Origin of the sequence: Lysinibacillus sp. FSL H8-0500 (genome assembly GCF_038051955.1) — a bacterium.
Classification (GTDB): domain Bacteria; phylum Bacillota; class Bacilli; order Bacillales_A; family Planococcaceae; genus Lysinibacillus; species Lysinibacillus macroides.
Map to the genome: position 1 here is coordinate 276,398 of NZ_CP150292.1, position 18,730 is coordinate 295,127.

The 18,730-nt window shown below is 36.4% G+C and carries 12 protein-coding genes; 4 read left to right on the plus strand and 8 right to left on the minus strand.

Annotated features, from left to right (window positions below; translation table 11 throughout):
- Positions 1-77: 77 nt before the first annotated feature.
- Entirely contained in the window at positions 78-632 is a 555-nt protein-coding gene (locus tag MHB44_RS01315; RefSeq protein WP_053993477.1) for an HPP family protein, read from the plus strand.
- 174 nt (positions 633-806) lie between these two features.
- On the plus strand, positions 807-2,282 hold the full coding sequence (locus MHB44_RS01320; protein WP_341301273.1) for a hypothetical protein: 1,476 nt from the start codon (positions 807-809) through the stop codon (positions 2,280-2,282).
- A gap of 51 nt (positions 2,283-2,333) precedes the next feature.
- Here the strand turns inward: MHB44_RS01320 and MHB44_RS01325 are convergent, their stop codons facing one another.
- Complete coding sequence (locus MHB44_RS01325) at positions 2,334-3,518, minus strand: CaiB/BaiF CoA-transferase family protein (protein ID WP_053993475.1); 1,185 nt, start codon at positions 3,516-3,518, stop codon at positions 2,334-2,336.
- 550 nt (positions 3,519-4,068) lie between these two features.
- On the opposite strand from MHB44_RS01325, the gene MHB44_RS01330 reads away from it, so the two are divergent.
- Positions 4,069-5,619, plus strand: a complete 1,551-nt coding sequence (locus MHB44_RS01330; protein WP_341301274.1) for a sensor domain-containing diguanylate cyclase — start codon at positions 4,069-4,071, stop codon at positions 5,617-5,619.
- A 534-nt stretch (positions 5,620-6,153) separates the two neighbouring features.
- Positions 6,154-10,503 carry an S-layer homology domain-containing protein gene (locus MHB44_RS01335; RefSeq protein WP_341301275.1) on the plus strand — a complete coding sequence of 1,450 codons (4,350 nt, stop codon included), beginning with the start codon at positions 6,154-6,156 and terminating at the stop codon, positions 10,501-10,503.
- Positions 10,504-10,591: 88 nt separating this feature from the next.
- On the opposite strand, the gene MHB44_RS01340 is transcribed toward MHB44_RS01335, so the two are convergent.
- From MHB44_RS01340 to MHB44_RS01370, 7 genes are all read right to left on the minus strand, one after another.
- Positions 10,592-11,392, minus strand: coding sequence for an alpha/beta hydrolase-fold protein (locus MHB44_RS01340; protein WP_053993472.1), 801 nt, complete (start codon positions 11,390-11,392; stop codon positions 10,592-10,594).
- Positions 11,389-12,387 (minus strand): ABC transporter substrate-binding protein, encoded by a 999-nt coding sequence (locus MHB44_RS01345; RefSeq protein WP_053993471.1) that lies wholly within the window; start codon positions 12,385-12,387, stop codon positions 11,389-11,391. Before MHB44_RS01345 ends, MHB44_RS01340 begins: the two co-directional genes overlap by 4 nt.
- 45 nt (positions 12,388-12,432) lie before the next feature.
- On the minus strand, positions 12,433-13,617 hold the full coding sequence (locus MHB44_RS01350) for a helix-turn-helix domain-containing protein (protein WP_053993470.1): 1,185 nt from the start codon (positions 13,615-13,617) through the stop codon (positions 12,433-12,435).
- A 34-nt stretch (positions 13,618-13,651) separates the two neighbouring features.
- Positions 13,652-15,274 (minus strand): helix-turn-helix domain-containing protein, encoded by a 1,623-nt coding sequence (locus MHB44_RS01355; RefSeq protein WP_341301276.1) that lies wholly within the window; start codon positions 15,272-15,274, stop codon positions 13,652-13,654.
- A 97-nt stretch (positions 15,275-15,371) separates the two neighbouring features.
- Positions 15,372-16,328, minus strand: coding sequence for an ABC transporter substrate-binding protein (locus MHB44_RS01360; protein ID WP_341301277.1), 957 nt, complete (start codon positions 16,326-16,328; stop codon positions 15,372-15,374).
- Between the two features lie 554 nt (positions 16,329-16,882).
- Positions 16,883-17,428, minus strand: coding sequence for a DUF6661 family protein (locus tag MHB44_RS01365; protein ID WP_341301278.1), 546 nt, complete (start codon positions 17,426-17,428; stop codon positions 16,883-16,885).
- A complete protein-coding gene (locus MHB44_RS01370; RefSeq protein ID WP_341301279.1) occupies positions 17,421-18,479 on the minus strand; it encodes an AAA family ATPase in 1,059 nt (352 codons plus the stop codon). The genes MHB44_RS01365 and MHB44_RS01370 overlap by 8 nt, the downstream gene beginning before the upstream one ends.
- Positions 18,480-18,730 lie beyond the last annotated feature (251 nt).

The following is an 18,730-nucleotide window of genomic DNA, read 5'->3' on the forward strand; positions in this document are numbered from 1 at the left end:
TCAATTTGAATTGAATTCTTTTGCTGTGTTGATATAATAGTTTAAAAATTAAACGTCTATAGTAAGGTTGGTGACAAATGGAAGAAACGATTCATGTCCAAAATAAACTAGAAAAAAAGAATACGATAAAACCCTTTATTGCAAAAATGAAAGGGGGAGGACGGGCTCCTTCGCGTACAAACTTCGCTGATGCCTTTACAGGAGCACTAGGTGGTTTGATATGTATTTTTGTTTTACTATGGTTAACGAATTATACGAATGCTCCTTGGCTAATGGCATCACTTGGCGGAAGCTGTGTGCTTGTTTTTATTGTTTGGAATGCCCCATTGTCCCAGCCTCGCAATATTATAGGCGGTCATTTAATTTCTGCATTTATTGGCTTAACGATGTATTCCCTATTAGGCTCCAATATGCTGTCCATCAGTCTTGGTGTTGGACTAACGATATTTTTTATGGCTTTTTTAGGAACCATTCATCCGCCAGCAGGGGCCAATCCAATTATTATTATTTTAGGAGGCTATAGCTGGAGCTATCTGATTATGCCTGTGTTTATAGGAGCTTTAATTATCGTTTTATTCGGGTTGTTAATCAATAATTTACGAGATACAAGAAAATATCCAGTTTTTTGGTGACGGTGTTTGTCCATCTATAAAGTGCTTATTTTATAGATGGATTTTTTCTGTGTGCCAGCTATGTATATCACAATTTTTTTAGCATATGTTGGAGAAGATTTGTTATATTGAAGAAAGACAAACAACGTAAGGGAAGATGCATAGTGGTTAAATTGGATGGGAGGCTCCAATGGTATGTTGTTGGATTGTGATGAGCAATTATTCATGGCATATAAACAAAATAGTGAAGAGGGTGTAGAAAAGTTACTTGCTGCATGGGAGGAGGCAACGTCTACTCAACAGGAAGACCCTCAAATATTAGGTACTTCACTTTCACCGCAACTATTTCTAGTAAATGAAGAAGCTGCTAAGAATATTGCCTTTTCCACAGCACGTAAATATTGGGGACATGTATCAGGAGAAATGCAATTGTTGTTTGAGCAATATGGCTTCGATGCAAAATTTGTGAATGAACGACTCTCTGCGTTTTTTTATACACAAAAAGGAAAAGAAACATTTTTTGAGCAGCTTTTTGCCCAGCATACCATGGATTTAGAGAGAGTAATTTGGCTAGTTTTTGGGAAACGACTGCAAATAACGATGCCTGTGAATGAACTGCAAACGATTATTTTATATAAATTTCAAGATGAATATTTTATGCATATGATGTATAAAGAGAAAGCTCCATTCTGGCATTGGCTTTTTGCAAAAAAGGTTTATTCACTGCTTATCCACAGACCTTTAGAACAATTCACATTTCTTTATGAAATAATGGGACATTTTGAGCAATCTATTCGAGAAAATTGTGAACATGTGGATAACTTTGTGAATAACTATAAAGCGATACTGGATAAGTGTATAACTTATGTGGATAAGCATAATCCCTCTTGCCTAGCAAAAAAACAATTGCGACTCTATCAAATTGTGACCCATTATTGTTTAGCAGAAGGGGATGTTCAAAAGGTGAAAGCGCTGATTACGTCCTTTGAAACGGAATGGCGCTATTCGATGTATGCATTAACAGAAAAGGAGAAGGTGTTAATTGCCTATATCTTATTTCATATCGCCAACAGGGAGCAACAAAGTGAGGCAGCTATACGCTATGGTGAGTATTTATTAGAGGATGAACGCTTAAATAATTATGCGATAGAAATTTTATTGGAATATAGAGAGCTTCTGCCAAACCGTAAACCAACACCACCTGCCATTATTAAAAATTATCAGCTGAATTATTTAGAAAATTTATATGCAGTGTTACTTGATCATTATGTAAAAATGGAACGTTATACAGATGGCCTAGCATTGTTAAAGGAGCATGTATTAGCGTCCAATAAAAAAATCCATACCTCATTAGTACAAAAAAATTATAGCCAAGAACAATTTATTACAATTGAGGCATATGTTCAGCAGGACATTGCTCTACATGTGAATAATTCACTACAGCATATCGGTTTATCTGTGGAGGAGTGGCGACGGCATTATTATCAACCAGAAGCACCGTATCATATTGTCGCACAAAGCGCTTCCTTGCATATGCTTAATATTTTACGTGTATTATTTGTCACCGAGCAGTTTGAGCTTTTTGAAAAATTAATGGAAATCTATAAAAAATATTTGTTAATTGATGAACATTTTGAAAATCTTCGTCGATTCATTAGTGCCTATGTTTAATGGCAAAAGGGCTATCAAGAAAAATCTCCTTTTCTCGATAGCCCTTTTGTTTTATTCTAAAACTCCTTTTTCTGTTAAAACGCTAATTTGTTCATCATCGTAGCCTAATGAATGTAAAACCTCTTCATTATGTTCACCAAGCTTAGCACCAACATGTTTATATTCAGGATGTGCACCGCTAAACTTAAAAGGAGAAGCAATTTGCTTTTGTATCGTTCCATCATGCTTTGGAATATCTACAATCATTTCTCTAGCTTTTAGCTGTGGATGCTCACAGGCTTCGGGGAATGTCAGTACAGGCTCTACACAACCCTCAAAGTCCTCATTAAAAACCTCCAGCCATTCATCGTACGTTTTGGACAAAAATGCATCCTGTACAGCCTCTTTAAAACGAATTTGTGTGTAGTAGGAATCGTTAAAGGTATTATCAATTAGCTCAGGAATATCAAGCGCTTCACAGAGCAGCTTTCGAAATTGGGGCTCTAAGCTTCCAACAGAGAAAAAGCGACCATCCTTTGTTTTGTAAAAATCATAATAGCTACCACCGTTTAAAATTTCTTGCTCAGGCTGTGGTACACGACCACCGCCAATAAAAGCAGCGCCATACATCGCATTGAGAGAAAAAACAGCATCCGTCATACTAATATCAATAAATTGACCTTCACCTGTCTTTTCACGATGCAGTGCAGCAGCAAGCACCCCAATGGCTGCATGCATCGTACCCCCTGCAATATCTGCTAGTTGAAGTCCCATGGAGACAGGCTTTTTATCCTTGTGACGTGAATAATCAAGCAAGCCTGATAATGATAGATAGTTATTATCATGTCCAGGACGATGGCTGTACGGACCAGTTTGTCCATAGCCAGTAATCGCACAATAAATAATTTTTGGATTGACTTCCTTTAGTGCTTCATAGCCAATCCCCAGCCGTTGCATAACTCCTGGTCGAAAGCCTTCAACAATAATGTCATATTCTTGTACAAGCGACTTCACAATTTCTACAGCTTCTGGCGACTTTAAATTTAATGTAATTGATTTTTTAGAGCGATTTAAATGTTGATGAATATATGCCTCATGATCATTATCATAGGGAGGCATAATACGCATTAAATCAACACGTTTTGAAGATTCAACATGAATGACATCTGCTCCCAAATCAGCAAATATCATTGTTGCCATTGGTCCTGGTAGTAATGCAGAAAAATCGAGAATTTTTAGTCCCTTTAAAATACCCAAATCTTTCAACCCCTTTTTGTGTAGGCTACATGACCATCCATAGGATGACAGAGTAGCGCTTTTCCCATCATGTGTATTGTTATAAAAAGTGTATTTCTATTTCTGTAGTAATACAGTTTATTTTAATTTATTCAGTATTATAACAGAATGAATCATGGCTTGCCTATGTTATTTTTTATTATAAAATAAACAATCTAAATTTTATATATCAGAATAGCAAAAAAAGTAAAAAAATTTAGAATTTAGATTACCTAGCAAAATTCAGATAAATAAAAATCATTTATTTGAAAATTCAGTCGTATGATAGTTTTTAAATAGAAAAAATATTATAAAGTTTTTTTTATAAACATTGTAATGAATATTTAGTAAATATCCATATGATTTGTAACTCTTTGTTGATACAATCTTAAGGATATATTGCGGGTTGCTTGGTAGTAAATTATTATATGTGTTGGAGAATTCATACTTTTCTAATAATAGGTCTTTATTTGTAATAAATGACGATTTGTGAAGATACATCTAAAAATAATATAGGAGGTAATTAGTAAGTATGCATGGGGTGAAATTAAAGCATTTAATTATGGGGGTAGCACTAGCAGCATTCTTCTTTACAAGCATTGGGAGTATTTGGAGCGGATATAGAATGAATGTTGATTCGATAAAGGAAAATACACTTGAAACAAATCGGGTGTATGCTCAGAAATTGGCATCAACTGCAGATGACTATCTCAACGAGGCCTTTCAAATACTCAGTTATAGCGCTAAGCAAATAAGTACAAGGATGGATGATGAGCAAGTATTATTCAAGGAAACAGATCGGTTGAAAATGCAAAATCAGATGTTCAATTCTGTGGTTATTACCAATGCAGAGGGTCTTGTATTGGCGATCTCACCACCATCAGTTGATATTAAGGGAGAGGTTTTAACATCTGCGGGTGCTAAAGAAGCGTTAGCTAAAAAGTCACCAACTATTTCTAAACCCTATGAGGCGATCACAGGACGTCTCATTATTTTTATGTCCTATCCTATTTTCTCGGCTTCAAATGAGTATTTAGGCATGGTAGCAGGCTCCATTTATTTAAAGGAACCAAATATTTTTAAAACATTATTAGGAGAACATTATAGCAAGGATGGCTCTTATGTATATGTAGTGGATGCGGATGGGCGCATCATCTATCATCAAGATCCGGCACGTATTAATGATGTGGTGACAGAAAATAAAGTCGTGCAAGCTGTAATGGCGGGAAAAAGTGGTGATCAACTTGTAGAGAATACAAAAGGAATAGAAATGCTTGCTGGCTATAGCACAGTGACCGCTGCAGGCTGGGGTGTTGTTGCCCAAAAACCTCTACAGGTAGCATTAGCTCCTTCATTTGATCGTGTAGAGGAATTTATTGTGAAATCGATACCCCTTATGGTGATTTCGATTATTATTGTACTTTGGGCAGCAGCACGTATTGCCAATCCGCTACAGCAATTAGCGACATTAACAGAGGAAAGCCTAGATAGCAAAAATGTAGATGACTTAAAAACAGTTAGTGGCTGGTATTATGAAGCCAATTTCTTAAAGAGTGTCTTGATACGAAGTTTATCCTTTTTACATGGACAAATTACATTTTTCAAGGATCAATCAACCGTTGATCCACTGACGGGCGTTACGAATCGGCGTACGATGGATGCCTTGCTTACTGAGTGGCTGGCAAAGAAGATGCCCCATGCTATTATTTTGCTAGATTTAGACCACTTTAAAAGTGTTAATGATACATACGGTCATGCAGTAGGTGATAAAGTATTGCAGTTTTTAGCAAGACATATGGAATCTGTAGTGCGTGAGGGCGATGTTTGCTGCCGCTATGGGGGCGAAGAATTTATAATACTTCTGCCAAACGCAACAGCACAGGAGGCACTACAAATAGCAGAGCAATTACGAACAAGATTAGCCCAAGCAGACAGTCCTTGTGGCAGATCTGTAACATTATCTGCAGGCGTTGCTGTTTATCCAGAAATGGCTGATACGACAGAGGCACTAATAGAGGCTGCTGACAGTGCATTGTATCTTGCAAAGCAGGCTGGACGTAATCAAGTAAAGATGGCTAAGTAAAAAATTATTAAAAACGCGCTTATTTCTTTAATTTTTAGGGTAAATGATTAATGCAATCATCATTTGGGCAAGCTATTTTTGAGTCATCCGTCATATGACTTCTAAGCCATGTTCAAATGAATATGTAACTCGGGCTGCATCTTTTACTCATCTTGATAAAACATAAGGTTGTCCCCCTTTCCCTTATGACATCGCAAGGACGAGTAGATGTATGCCTATATATCGCGAAAACCAAGAGGCACCGATGCTTCTTGGTTTTTTATAGTGGTGTTGGATATTTACTCGATTAGGAAAGAGGGAGTTTCGCTTGAGGGTGCTCAAAAAAAGAAAAAGTCGCTCATAAATAGTGAGAGGTAATTAAACAGAAAAGACATCAATCAACGCCTGTAATCAAGGATTTTAGCTTTGAAATTATATTTTATTTGAATTTCTTGTATTTATCTATGAAGGTTCGCTAGCTATTGGTCGATATAAAGAATATGAGAAAAATGATATTTGTACGTATCAGCCTACATAAATGAAAGGACGAGTGAGATGGATAAAACTAAAATCCAAAAAGTAAACAAAGCCATGATTGCTACGGTATTTGCTACAAGTGGGATTGCTGTTGTTGTGCCTCCACCGCAAAAAGCGGCAGCGGCTACATCACCCTTCAAGGATATTGACCAATACTCAGATCATTATAATGATATATTAAAATTATATTCGCAAGGTGTTATTGATGGTTTTTTGGATAATACATTCCGACCAGATGTAAGTGTAACGCGAGGGCAGGCTGCCAAGATGCTGGCAACTGCTTTAAAACTAGATACTAAAAATGTGCAAGATCCTTATTACAAAGATGTGCCTAAAAGTAGTGAATTTTATCGCTCTGTAGCGGCATTACAAAATGCAGGCATTATGTCTGGCTATTCAAATAGTACATTTATGCCAAACGAGCCTATTACTCGTGGCGAGCTAGCTAAAATTATTGTATTAGCTTTCCATTTAGAGGTATCTCCTACGTATAATCATATATTCAAGGATGTTGATAGCAAATCGAGCAATGCTATTTATATTCAAACATTAATTGATTTGAATATTACAGAGGGAACAACACCTGTTACATTTTCTCCATTTGAGCCTGTAACGCGGGGACAATTTGCATCGTTTGTTGTTGGTGCACAAGAGAAAAAGAGCAATGAAACATCCTTTAAGATTACAAAGGTCGATGAGGATGCTATTTATATTAACGGAGAAGCCTATAGAGTTTCAGATAGCCTTGCGCATATTTTCAATGAGGACAATGCAGAGGTTTTAAAAGGCGCACTGATTGAGGGTAACCTTTCAGGGAAAAGCCTCCTCTCTGTGTCAAAATTAACTTTAAATGCAAGTGGCACAAGTTCAAGCTTCCTTGAATTCGATGGGGATTATGGTTCTCTTGGCGCGTCCATCGTTGTGAATGGTAACTATATTGAGTTTTCAAATATTACACTAACAGGTACAGTGTTTGTTAATGAAACAGTGCGTCCATCCTTACGTCTAGGTACTACTTATAATCAGCCATTAACAATGGGACGCGTGGCAAGCTTAAATACTTCCTTTATCAATTGGTCTAATCCAGATAACGAGGAAGAAGCTTCATCTACTAATAATCCAACAAATGATTTGCAAAATTGGACTAAACCAGATGCTGAACAAGAGAAGCCTTTTGTGAACTGGACAAAAGAAAAGCAGGAAATGAAGAATGTTGAAAAGCATCTTATATTCTATAACAGTACAGTGTCACGCCTAGTCGTATCACAATCAGGGACAAAAATTGAAACAAATACAAAGCTACCACGTGTAGATATTAATGGTAGTGTACAAGAATTTGAAATTCAAGGTGATATTGGTACATTAAATATCAATACAGAAACAAAGCTTACCATTTATGGTGAAGGCAATATTGATTGGATTAATTACAAGGGTAACAAAGACCTTGAGCTATATATTGATGGGCGAGTGGGTACATTATATGTTGAAAATAAATACGGCAAGATTGATATTGGCGACTACACATATATAGATAAAGTGGTTATTCCTAAGGGCGAAACGCCGAATAATATCTTCGACGACTTCCTAGAGGATAAAGACAATGTAGGTAGCATTACAGACCCAGATGGTAAGCCGATTGATAAAGATGATATTGACAACCAGCAGCCTGATGATAAAACAAAGCCTACTGTCAGCATTACCGATCTACAGGTATTAAATGGCAGTGAGATTGAAGTGAAATTCAATTCAAATGAAGTGGGCACATACTACTATATTGTACGTGAAGCGGATGCAGATGCACCAACAAGGCGTGAAATGATCGACCGTCTTTCCAATCAAAATATAGCGCATGGCACCGCTACAGCAGTCAATGGTACAAATACCATTAGAGTTTCCAATCTAGGGGAGAAAAAGGAATATGTAATCTATATTCTAGTTGTGGATGGCGCGAAGAATGCCTCGGATATTGTGTCAGAATCGTTCCAAATGAAGGATGCTTCACCACCGGTTGTAAGATCACTACAAGTTACACCTTTACATGGGGGCACACGTGCAGAGTTTACATTTACAGCGAGTGAGCCTGGGGATTACTACTATTACGTACGTCCAAAAACAACAGCGCCAGATCCAACAACGGAGGATATTATCGCGAATCCAACAGGTAGCGATAAAGCAGTAGCTGGTAAACTAGGTGTTGAAGGAATGCTCACAGGTTTAGAGGCTGAAACGGTTTATCAGCTTTATGTTGTTATGCGAGATGCTTCGGGTAATTTATCAGTAGACCCTCCTGTGGCACGAGAATTTACAACATCGGAGTTGGATCTTGTTCATCCATATGTGGGATTAGGACAATTAGAACGGAAAAATAATAATCAGTTCGAGCTAACGGTGAGTGAGGCGTTAGATCCAGAAAGTGCCAACAATATTGATAATTATTTATTAACAGGTACTGTTATCGTTAATGTTACAGGAGAACGGGGCATTAAACCATCAGCAGTAAAATATGAAGCAGGCAGTAGAAAAGTATTGCTAACGATTCCATCTGATACAGGTTTTGTTAATGGTGATACATTGCGTGTAACTGTATTACCTGGTGTAAAAGATTTAGCAGATAATGCATTTGAAAATATAAATACCGTACAGCCGGGTGACCCAGTTCGTAACTATGCAGAATATAAGCATGCAGACACAGTAATGCCTGTTATAACGATTGAAAATGTTATCAATAGAGCTGATGAATCGGACGGATTTAGACGAGCGGAAGTTGAATTTAGTCCAAATAAGGCCGGGACATACTACTATATGATTTTACCGAATGTGGTGATAGATAATGGTGTAACAAAAACATTACAGCAATATTTAACAGATCATGAAATTACAGCGCGTGATTTTATTAATGAATTTAACAGTACAAATAGATCGAACAAGTTCCAAATAAATGGAAATAATATTTATGTGACAAGCGGTACAGGTACAGCCGATTTAGAAGCAACTACACAAAAATTCCCTGTATCTGTAGCACAGAATGCCTTAAATCCATTTAATAATTACTCCGTTTATATGGTATTAAGAGATCGTGGTGGTGAGCTTTCGCGAATTGCGGGTCCTAGAGAAGTATTTAATGATGTGAAAGCACCGCTTATCCGAGGCTTGGAAATTAAGCCAATGGCAAATAATGATACAAAAGCAACAATTAGCTTTGAAACGAATGAAACAGCAACGGTGCATTATTGGTTTGTTGAAAAGAAAATTCAAGATGAAGAGGGGAATTGGATTGACAATCCAGATGCGAACTTAAGTGTTCCAGCAAATGAGCAACGTTTAGAAGCTGAGTTAAAAGGTAGACCATCTGTTGAAAAAATAGGAAGTGGTCTTTCTGGAACAGTAGAGGCAAGAGGTGTAACATTAAAGCCTCATACAGATTATGTTGTTTATGTGGGAGCAGAGGACACATATGGTAACTTTACAATTTATCAGGCAAATAGTGACTATAATGACCATAATCGAACAGCAACAGGCTTAATGAAGCAAAATTTCTATTCGGATGGTACGCCACCAAGAATCGGTATGAAATCACCAATGGATAATAAGGATTATCCAGGATTAATTTATCGTAACAACAGCGATAATACACTGACTCTCACATTTAACGAGACGATTATGCGTGAGAATGCAGAAGGTAAATCGGAACTTATAAGTACAGGAGATACAGTAAATCTGGATTTAGCAGAGGTTCTTACAATTACAGATAGGCTTGGTGCGGATGTGACAGATCAATATGAACCTGTTAGCTATACGGTAGGAACAAATACAACGGAGGATAGTCAGCTAATTATTAGACCGAAAACACCAATAGATATAAATCGCACAATAACAGTAACAATGAAAGATGGTACTAGAGACTTTATGATTCTGCCAAATTATATAGGGCATAATTTCATAAATACAGGTCTTTATAAGTACCGAACTTTAGATGCAGGATTTGTGTTTATTAAGTTTGAACCTAATACAAATAACCAACAATTAAATATACTCTTTGATTTAACTTCCACAACCGAGCAAAACTATGAGCCTAATGAAACATTAAAGTATTACTTTGTGACAGAATCAAGATTAAAAGATGAAGCAGTAATTAGAGATCGAAAACCATTAGACGTACTTAACGGAATTAAAGACAAAACAATTGAAGCACTAGCGACAGGCACAGGGACAATGCAGATCGGCAATGCACGTGCGCAGGCAAAACCTAGACATTCAATTCAATTTGTTGAAAACGATTGGATAACGATAGTTATAGAAGATAAATATGGTAATTTAAATAAGATTTATGCAAGAGTAGGATACGATTCTACTACTTCAACTCCATAAATATCGAAAACCAAGTAGGCTCCTACAGGTCTACTTGGTTTTTATTTTTATTCCTTCCACTGACTGAGCGGATATACCCATATTTTAATTAGAAATATAAAAACCGAGGAATTCGACCAAGCATGCTAGGAAGAACACTCACATGGTCCTCCTCATCAAACTTCACATAAGTAGTATGAATGTTTTTGCCACTTAGCCGCTTCATTTGTTCAGCCGCTTGATCAGCTCCTTCGAGCATATCTGACAGCTCGTTAGCACCGATTGTAAGTAGAAGATGAATAGTATACTGACTGTTCCAAGCTTCAGCAAATCTGTCTATTTCTTTTAGTACGGCATTGTTAGCCCACCAAACAGAGGGACTTCCGACTACTACATGACTAAATAAATGGGGACTTGCACATAGAGCATACAATGTGAAAAGACCGCCTAAGGAATGACCAACAATTGCTTGTTTCTTTTTATTGATAGGCCATTCCTTTTCGACAGTGGGCATAAGCTCGTATTCAATAAAATCTAAGAACTCATTGGCTTTGCCGTTTGGAGGCCAAGGCGTTCCATCTGGGCGTGGTGGCAGATGTTCTTCACTAACAGGTAGTGTAAAATCGTGACAGCGTCGCTCCATATCAAAGGGTTCTTTTGAGGGATAGCCGATGCCAATAACAAGAATGGGATCATAGCCTTTTGGTTTACGTGTTTGTAATTTCACTGCCTCAGCAAGCGTTGGAAAAAGAGCGTCCCCATCTAAGACGTAGATAACAGTATAACCATCTGCTGGTGGCGCATCTGTTGGGGCTGCAATTAAAATGCGATAGGCTAGCTGTTGGTGAGACGACATGGCAAATTCAAAGTAGTTTTCGGATGTATATGGTTTCTTTGTCATTATTGTCATAGCGCTAGAAACTCCAATACATCCTCTATTACTTTACCTTGTGCATGAATACCACCATTTAGCCAGTAATCCTCGGATGTTTCAAATACTTGATTGTTTTTGAAGGCTGCCGTACTTTGCCATATTTGACTGTTCTTCAGCTCATTTAAAAATTCATCGCCAAGGTTACCATCATTAATTAAGAAAATATAATCTGCATCTAGTTCAGGTAGAATCTCTAATGATATTTCGAAGGCACCGTTTTTCACGTAGCTGCTTTGTTCGAATCCTAATTCATGTGTTAGGACATACCCGCTGAAATACTCATCCGTCATAAAAAACATACCTTTTGCATTAAAGCGAATTAACGCAACTTTTTTACCCTCTGTTATGGAGGAAAGCTTTGTTTTTGCGGCATCTACTTTTTCTTGATAACCCTGTAAAGCTTGCTCAGCTTTGTCTGTTTCATCAAATAGTTGTCCTAAAATTTTAATAGAGCTTTCTAAATCACTTGCAGCATTATTGAACACGTAGGTTGGTGCGATTTTTGCGTATTTTTCATATGTGCCATTTTCCATATAAAATGAATTGTGCAAAATAATTAAGTCTGGTTTATCTGCCATAATTGCTTCGGCTGATGGGGGACCACTTGCAAAGCTAATTTCAGGTACACCCTGTAGCTGATCTTGTAAATAGAGCTGTGGTTTAACACCGTTGGACCATTGCATAGTAGGCTTGATACCAAGAGCTAATAACGAATCCTCCATGACAGGTGCAAAAATTTTAGTAGGCTTAGCTGATAGTGTTACCTCATTACCGACCTCATCTTTTAGTGTTAACGGATAAACATTTTGCTCCTTTGTACTTTCGGAGGTTGCCTGCGTTTCTACCTGTTCCTCTTTATTGCTTGATTGGGTATTGCAGGCCGTTAATATGCCAATAGTTAGCAAAAACATCGCTAATAAATAGGCAGATTTTATAATTGTATGACATTGATTACGACAATTTTGTTTCATTGTTCATCAAAGTCTCCTTCCAGTGATAATCATTCTCAAATAGAATTATAAATCACCGTCAGATACGTTACCATGGACGGGGACAGGAAAAGGATTTGGATTTTTTCCGGTTAGCATAAGCAACATTTCATCTAGCATTCGGTTTATAGCAATAGCTGAGTATTCAAACCAAGGATTCGAAGGTAAAACATAGACATGTCCATTTTTTACGGCATGGAGCTCTTTCCATCGATCAAGGTATTGTAAAGTAAGCCAATAATTTCGAGTTGGCGAATCTGGACAAATGATAAATAGCAAACGGTCAGGGTTTAAATTGACTAGCCGATCAAGTGTAATAAGCTCGTTATATGTTTGTTGTTGCGCATTGACAGGACGCAGCTGCAAATCTGTAAACAGTACATCCTGAATCCCTTTATTACAATATAAAAATAATTGATCACCGCATAAACGAAGAACGGCAAACGTATCGTTTCCAGTAACTTGATTAATTTCTAACCTTGCCTGTAATACCTTTTGTTCATATGTTTGAATGAAATGCTCACCCACGCTTTGCTTTTTGACAGCTACAGCTATTTCTCTCAGTTGTGTTCGCCAATCCTTTGCTTGTATATAGACATTTTTGATGCCGATTGTTTGAAGCCAATCAAGCATGGAGAGGGAGGGTTCCTCTTGAAAAATATGAATGTCTGGCTTAGCAGAGGCTAATTTTTTGAAGTTGTCCTCTGATTCTGCATCAAATATATTAACATGCACTGGAATTTTCTCTTGGTAATGATTGTAATAATAAGGACTCCATTTAGCATTCAGCGGAGCTGCTACTGGTATGATACCAAGCGCTAATAAGTTTCCAGTAGCGGATACCGAAAAAGTAGAAATTCGCTGGCGAGCCATTTTACTATAAGCAGAAGGTGAAATCCCAACTTCCTTTTTAAATTTTCGACTAAAATAAAATTCGTCACTGTAACCAACTTTTCTAGCAATCTCACGAAGTAATAAATCGGTTTCACGCAGTAATTGCTTGGCATGTCCAATGCGTAGCGCCGTTAAATAATCTGTGGCACTTTGACCGAATGCCTTTTTAAAGGCCTCTCCAAAGTAGCTGGAACTCAGACCAGAAATGAGTGCTAGATGCTCAATTGTGAGAGGTTGATGATGGTTTTTAGCAATATAATCTCGAATATCCTTTAGTGATATTTGAGTTGTCGTATCTGTTCTACTTTCCGTTTTCATATATGAATGTCACCCCTTATTATAAGTATGAGAATTACCTGGCAGTAACCAATAGCTTTGGCAATGCACCGAGTAACTTCTCTCTTGTAAAGGCATCTCCGTAATTCCACTTTGTTGCATCCACTAAATAAGCATGGTTAGTTTGTACAGCAGGGAGTCCTTTCCAAATATCGCTATTAATCAATTCAATCGTAGCCATTTGCGATTCGGGTTTATCAGATAACAACATAAAGATGCGGTCACCAGCATACTGAGGTAAGTGATCTATTGGTATTTCTCTATACCCCTCGCCTGCTTGAAGTAGTTTTTTGACTTGTGGGTGAGGCTGAAATCCATCTGGATGGAAAAGGGCAGTGGATAGACCTGTACAGCCCATAATAAAAAGGCGTTTGCCATGATCAAAAGTCAAAACAGATGCCGATTCACCAGGCTCTACAACTGTTTGAAGCTGCTGCCACATCGTTTTTTCTTGGGTTTTAAAGTGTTCTAGCCAATCTTCTGCACGCTGTTGTTGGCTAAGCCACCGTCCTAATAAAAGAACCCGTTCCTCTAATGAATCCCAAGAATTTAGCGTAATCGTTGGTGCAATAGATGATAGAGCTTGATATTGCTGTTCGTCATTATTTGTAAAGATAATTAAATCTGGGTTTAGCTTTGACGATTTTTCAAGATTGATTGGAAAGGCAACATCTTGAATGTAAGGAACATGATTTTTATAAAAGGATTTACTAATAGAGTTTTTGTCACCACCTATTGGCTGCACATCAAAAATCAACATATCTCCAAACGTTTCCCCATGATAAATAATACGATGTGGTGAGGCTGGAATGGCTACCTCGTGTCCAGTCCAATCTTTCACAACTGTTTTTTGTTTAGATTGTCGTGCAAACTGTTTGGGCGGAATCCCAACCACCTGTCGGAAGCGACGATTAAAGTAATATTCATCCTCAAATCCAACCCGCTGTGCAATATCCTTTAACGGCTCATTTGTTTGTAGCAATAATTCCTTGGCCTTTGTAAGACGTAAATCTGTAATATAATCTAGCGGTTTCTTTCCTGTTAAAGTTTGGAAGATCGTACTGTATTGCCATTGAGCGATATGAGCAAGTTCCGCTAGCTTTTTCACTGTTAAGGGCTGTTGATAATAGCTATATATATAGTTGATGGTCTCCCCAACAGCCTTTGTCATCGTTAATTGGTAGTTCATATGAAGCTGATGTTCAAATAATAAATTTAATAGTTCATACAAGGCCCCCTGTTGCTTAAGATAATCTAAGTTTGGCAGATCTTCTGTGAGACGAATAAAGCGTGTATTTGGGTAAAGGGTATACTCTACTTCCTCAGAAAAAATGGGACCTAGATAGAGTGAAAGAGCCCCCTGTTTTAACTGGAAAGCTGTAAATGCTATTTTATAGAAACGGAATTCTTTTGTGAGATCCGATAAATCAATCATAGACTGAGGCTTTATAAGGAAAATTTTACCTTTAGTCACCAAATAGGGACTATCATTAATCGTTAATGTCCCACAGCCATCTATAAAAAATATCATCATATGATGAGAAGTTGAGATAAACGGATAGCTCTGTGAAATACAGTCAATATCTTCTAAATGAAATAGTAAATCATTGTTAATAGAAGCTGATTTGTTGACTTCCATTTGTTCACTTCCTTACTAAATGAAAATGATTATCAATTAACTGTATTGTATAAAAAGTAAAGAGACATTTCAACAAAGATGAAATGTCTCTTGCTATCTATTTTTGTAGCATAGTAGGTATTTGTGTTAACAGCCATTCTCTCGTTGAGGCATCGCTATCACTTTTTTGAATATCGATCGTATATACATGCCCATTTTTTACAGCAGGTAGGTTCTTCCAAATACTGCTTTCCATCATTTCCTCAGTCGATTGTTTTGCTTCATCAACCACTGGTGTGAGGACAAAAATATGATCCCCTGCATAGTCAGGAAGAAGCTCTGTAGAAATTTCCGCAAATCCTGTTTCCTCATCTAGGATTTGTTGTATTTTGTCCCCAGGCTTCAAGATATTCGAGTCATAAAGAACCTGTGAAAGCCCTGTACGTGCCATTACAAACAGACGATCGCCAGGATAATAGGTTAAAACAGTAGCCGTTTCATTTTCTTTTATAACGCCTTCATCCACTAAGGACTTCCACATTGTATCTGCTTTTTCCTTATAATTACTTAGCCAATCCGCTGCCTCTTGTTTTTTATTGAATATCTCCCCAAGTTCAGCCAAGCGCTGTTCGATAGGGGCAAAGGTATCCAACACAATAGTTGGTGCAATCTTTGAAAGCTGTTCATAGGTTTTTTCATCTGAAGTGGCAATAATAATAAGGTCTGGCTTTAGCTCCAGTGTTTTCTCAATATTGATAGGGAAGCCTACGTCCTCCACATCCTTCACACGGTTTTCCCACGCATAATTTGTAATCCAAGAAAAACCAGCGCCAACTGTTTTGGCATCTAGGGCTAATACATCACCATAGCCTTCACCATGATAAACCACTCTTTCCGGATTTACTGGAATTTCAACCTCATGATCTAAATAATCTTTATACACACGAGTTGTTGCTTCTGTCTTTGTTGTCTCTTCCTCATTCTTTTCATCATTGCTAGAGCTACAAGCAGCCAGTAGCATTCCTATTAATAGAAATAGGCTGCAAATAAGCATATGTCGATTTAATTTTTTCATGTCTTTTCCTCCATAAATGATAATCATTATCGATATAGGCTAGCATAAATGAGTCCACGGACTAGGACAATGGACAAATTGAAGAGGAAACATTGAGATTTGTCCAAAAATCTAGTTGCTTTTTTAAAAATGAGAAACTTTTGGGTATCTGTCATAACAGGTATGCTATTAATTGTTACAACTACGGGTTTTGGCCGTAGGGCTTATGGAATTATTTTACTGATTATTCAGTAGGGAGTGGGCTTTCAGGTGTATCACAATGCGCGTTGATACAAAAAATGTTTTATTCGTCAAAGGAAACTGTGTCATTTTAGGTTTAATGGGCCTAGTATTCTTCACTAACTTTTGGTGGGATACTATCGCTCTATTTTTTGCAGGGCTGGAAGTGTTACTTGTTTATACCACATTAATAGCTATAGTAATTAACCCATATTGCTATGAAGCGAGGATATATAGATCCTATTAGAAACCACTTATAGTTACCTTTCTACTATAAAAATAGTAGTACAAACCATGGTCTTAGTTTGTACTACTAATTTAGTATGTCTTTAATGCTAAATAGCTGTATTAGTAATTTTTATAGCTGGTTTCATTTTCATAAAATCATTATCATCTAAAATATGAATCTTAGCATTTAACCATTTTAATTTCTTTTTTAAATCAACTTGTAGAGCCATTTTGATTGCGATGTTTTCACGCTCCGTATAAAATGGGGGTGGAATTAATAATAAAATAACTTTTAAATTGATATTATGTTTTAAGATATTTTTATAAGAACTTATTTCGTTTTCTTGAGATGTACGAGTAGCTCCTAATATACACGAGATAGAATCCCGGACTTTCATTGCAACTTCCAGTGAAAGGCTATCCTTGTTACCTGTTTGAAACCTATTTTTAGTGTCTTTATTTTTAAGAGCTAGTTTGAAATTTTTCACTTCTATTAGTAAAAAGTTATTATTATCCTCTATTAAAAAATCAATACTTTTAGAAGAAGGAAGCTTCATAAAATGTTCTCTATAAAAGGTTGTATCATCTAGTTTAATAACTTTGATGTCTTCAGGAAACTCAAAGTTCATATTACTTTCGATTAAATTAATCACGGAAAAACAACTCCTGCTGCTCATTATAAAGCTTCAAAAACTCATCTTCTATTGGGTTATAATTTAAATCTGATACTTGTGAACAACTTTCTATAAGAATATCGTCTGTTTCCTTAACATCCGGATTTTTATACATAGAAATAAAGCGAATATCTAATTTACTTTTATCATTTTGATATTCGGCATACATGCCTAATCTTTTTAATAAAAAGTAACTATGAGTGGAAATAAATAATTGAACACCCATTTTTGCTAATTCAATAAAAAGTTCTGTAATGATAGGAATCATTTTGGGGTTCATATTTGACTCTGGCTCATCCCAAAATAAAATAGAGTCTTTTTCAAGTGTGCCATTGGCAATTAAATAAAAAATGGTTGCAATTTTTCTATATCCTTCTGCTAAAAGCCCCATTTCTAATTTTCCCTGTTTGGGCTTTACAAAATAAAAACGACCATTCTCTTGTACTATTTTTCCGTCTATTACATCTTCTAGAGTTTTTAATAGTTTTTTTTGTGTAGAATTACTTGGTCCTTTTTTCAATGGACGTAATAATTGTTTGTTTAAATCATAGTAGGTTTCTTCAAATGCTATATGATATTCTTCATAGAGCGCAGAGAAATTTTCAGTTGCTGAAATAATTTCTTTAACTGGAATAAATATAGCATTATTTATATTTTTGAAATTTTCATCATGTTTAGTGCTGACAGATTTGGAGCTACTAGTAGAAAAAGAAAATTCAAGTGTGCTATTATTAGTTAATTTAATTTTTACATTAGCTCTATGCCTTCCAGGCTTTCTTTTCACTAATCTGCCGAGTTGATCTGGTCTAAATACACCAATTAACTTTTGGGCTAAGTATTCTTCATGCTTTTTTGTATTATTTAATTCGTTATTAGTAGCACATACACTATATAAAGTTTTCATTAAATGAGTTTTTCCTACACCATTCATTCCACATAAAACATTAATGTTTTTTGAAAAGTTTACTTTGGTAGAATTAAAAATTGTGAAGTTTTCTAATTCGATTTTTTCAATGACACCGTTAGTCATAGTTAAGACCTCCATTAATTATCAGAAGTAGAAATTTAAAAAATGGAAAAAACTACTCTTATTAATCTTGTTCAAATTTTATCATTTTAAACTAATTAAGTGAAATATTCTTTAGAATCTGCCAAAATTTATTTAACAATCGAGTACAATTGTTAAACAGTAATATGCGGAAATGATCAAATATTTTTATAAAAATTGTATATTTAGTTTATCGTAAAATCTGAGGTTGCGGGATGTTTTTGATTAAACTT

Bases quoted from the DNA above. Each gene is read 5' to 3' on its own strand.
- MHB44_RS01340 (WP_053993472.1), bottom strand. From the start codon at position 11,392: ATGACAATAATGACAAAGAAACCATATACATCCGAAAACTACTTTGAA.
- MHB44_RS01350 (WP_053993470.1), bottom strand. From the start codon at position 13,617: ATGAAAACGGAAAGTAGAACAGATACGACAACTCAAATATCACTAAAG.
- MHB44_RS01335 (WP_341301275.1), top strand. From the start codon at position 6,154: ATGGATAAAACTAAAATCCAAAAAGTAAACAAAGCCATGATTGCTACG.
- MHB44_RS01355 (WP_341301276.1), bottom strand. From the start codon at position 15,274: ATGGAAGTCAACAAATCAGCTTCTATTAACAATGATTTACTATTTCAT.
- MHB44_RS01370 (WP_341301279.1), bottom strand. From the start codon at position 18,479: ATGACTAACGGTGTCATTGAAAAAATCGAATTAGAAAACTTCACAATT.
- MHB44_RS01360 (WP_341301277.1), bottom strand. From the start codon at position 16,328: ATGAAAAAATTAAATCGACATATGCTTATTTGCAGCCTATTTCTATTA.
- MHB44_RS01315 (WP_053993477.1), top strand. From the start codon at position 78: ATGGAAGAAACGATTCATGTCCAAAATAAACTAGAAAAAAAGAATACG.
- MHB44_RS01330 (WP_341301274.1), top strand. From the start codon at position 4,069: ATGCATGGGGTGAAATTAAAGCATTTAATTATGGGGGTAGCACTAGCA.
- MHB44_RS01320 (WP_341301273.1), top strand. From the start codon at position 807: ATGTTGTTGGATTGTGATGAGCAATTATTCATGGCATATAAACAAAAT.
- MHB44_RS01345 (WP_053993471.1), bottom strand. From the start codon at position 12,387: ATGAAACAAAATTGTCGTAATCAATGTCATACAATTATAAAATCTGCC.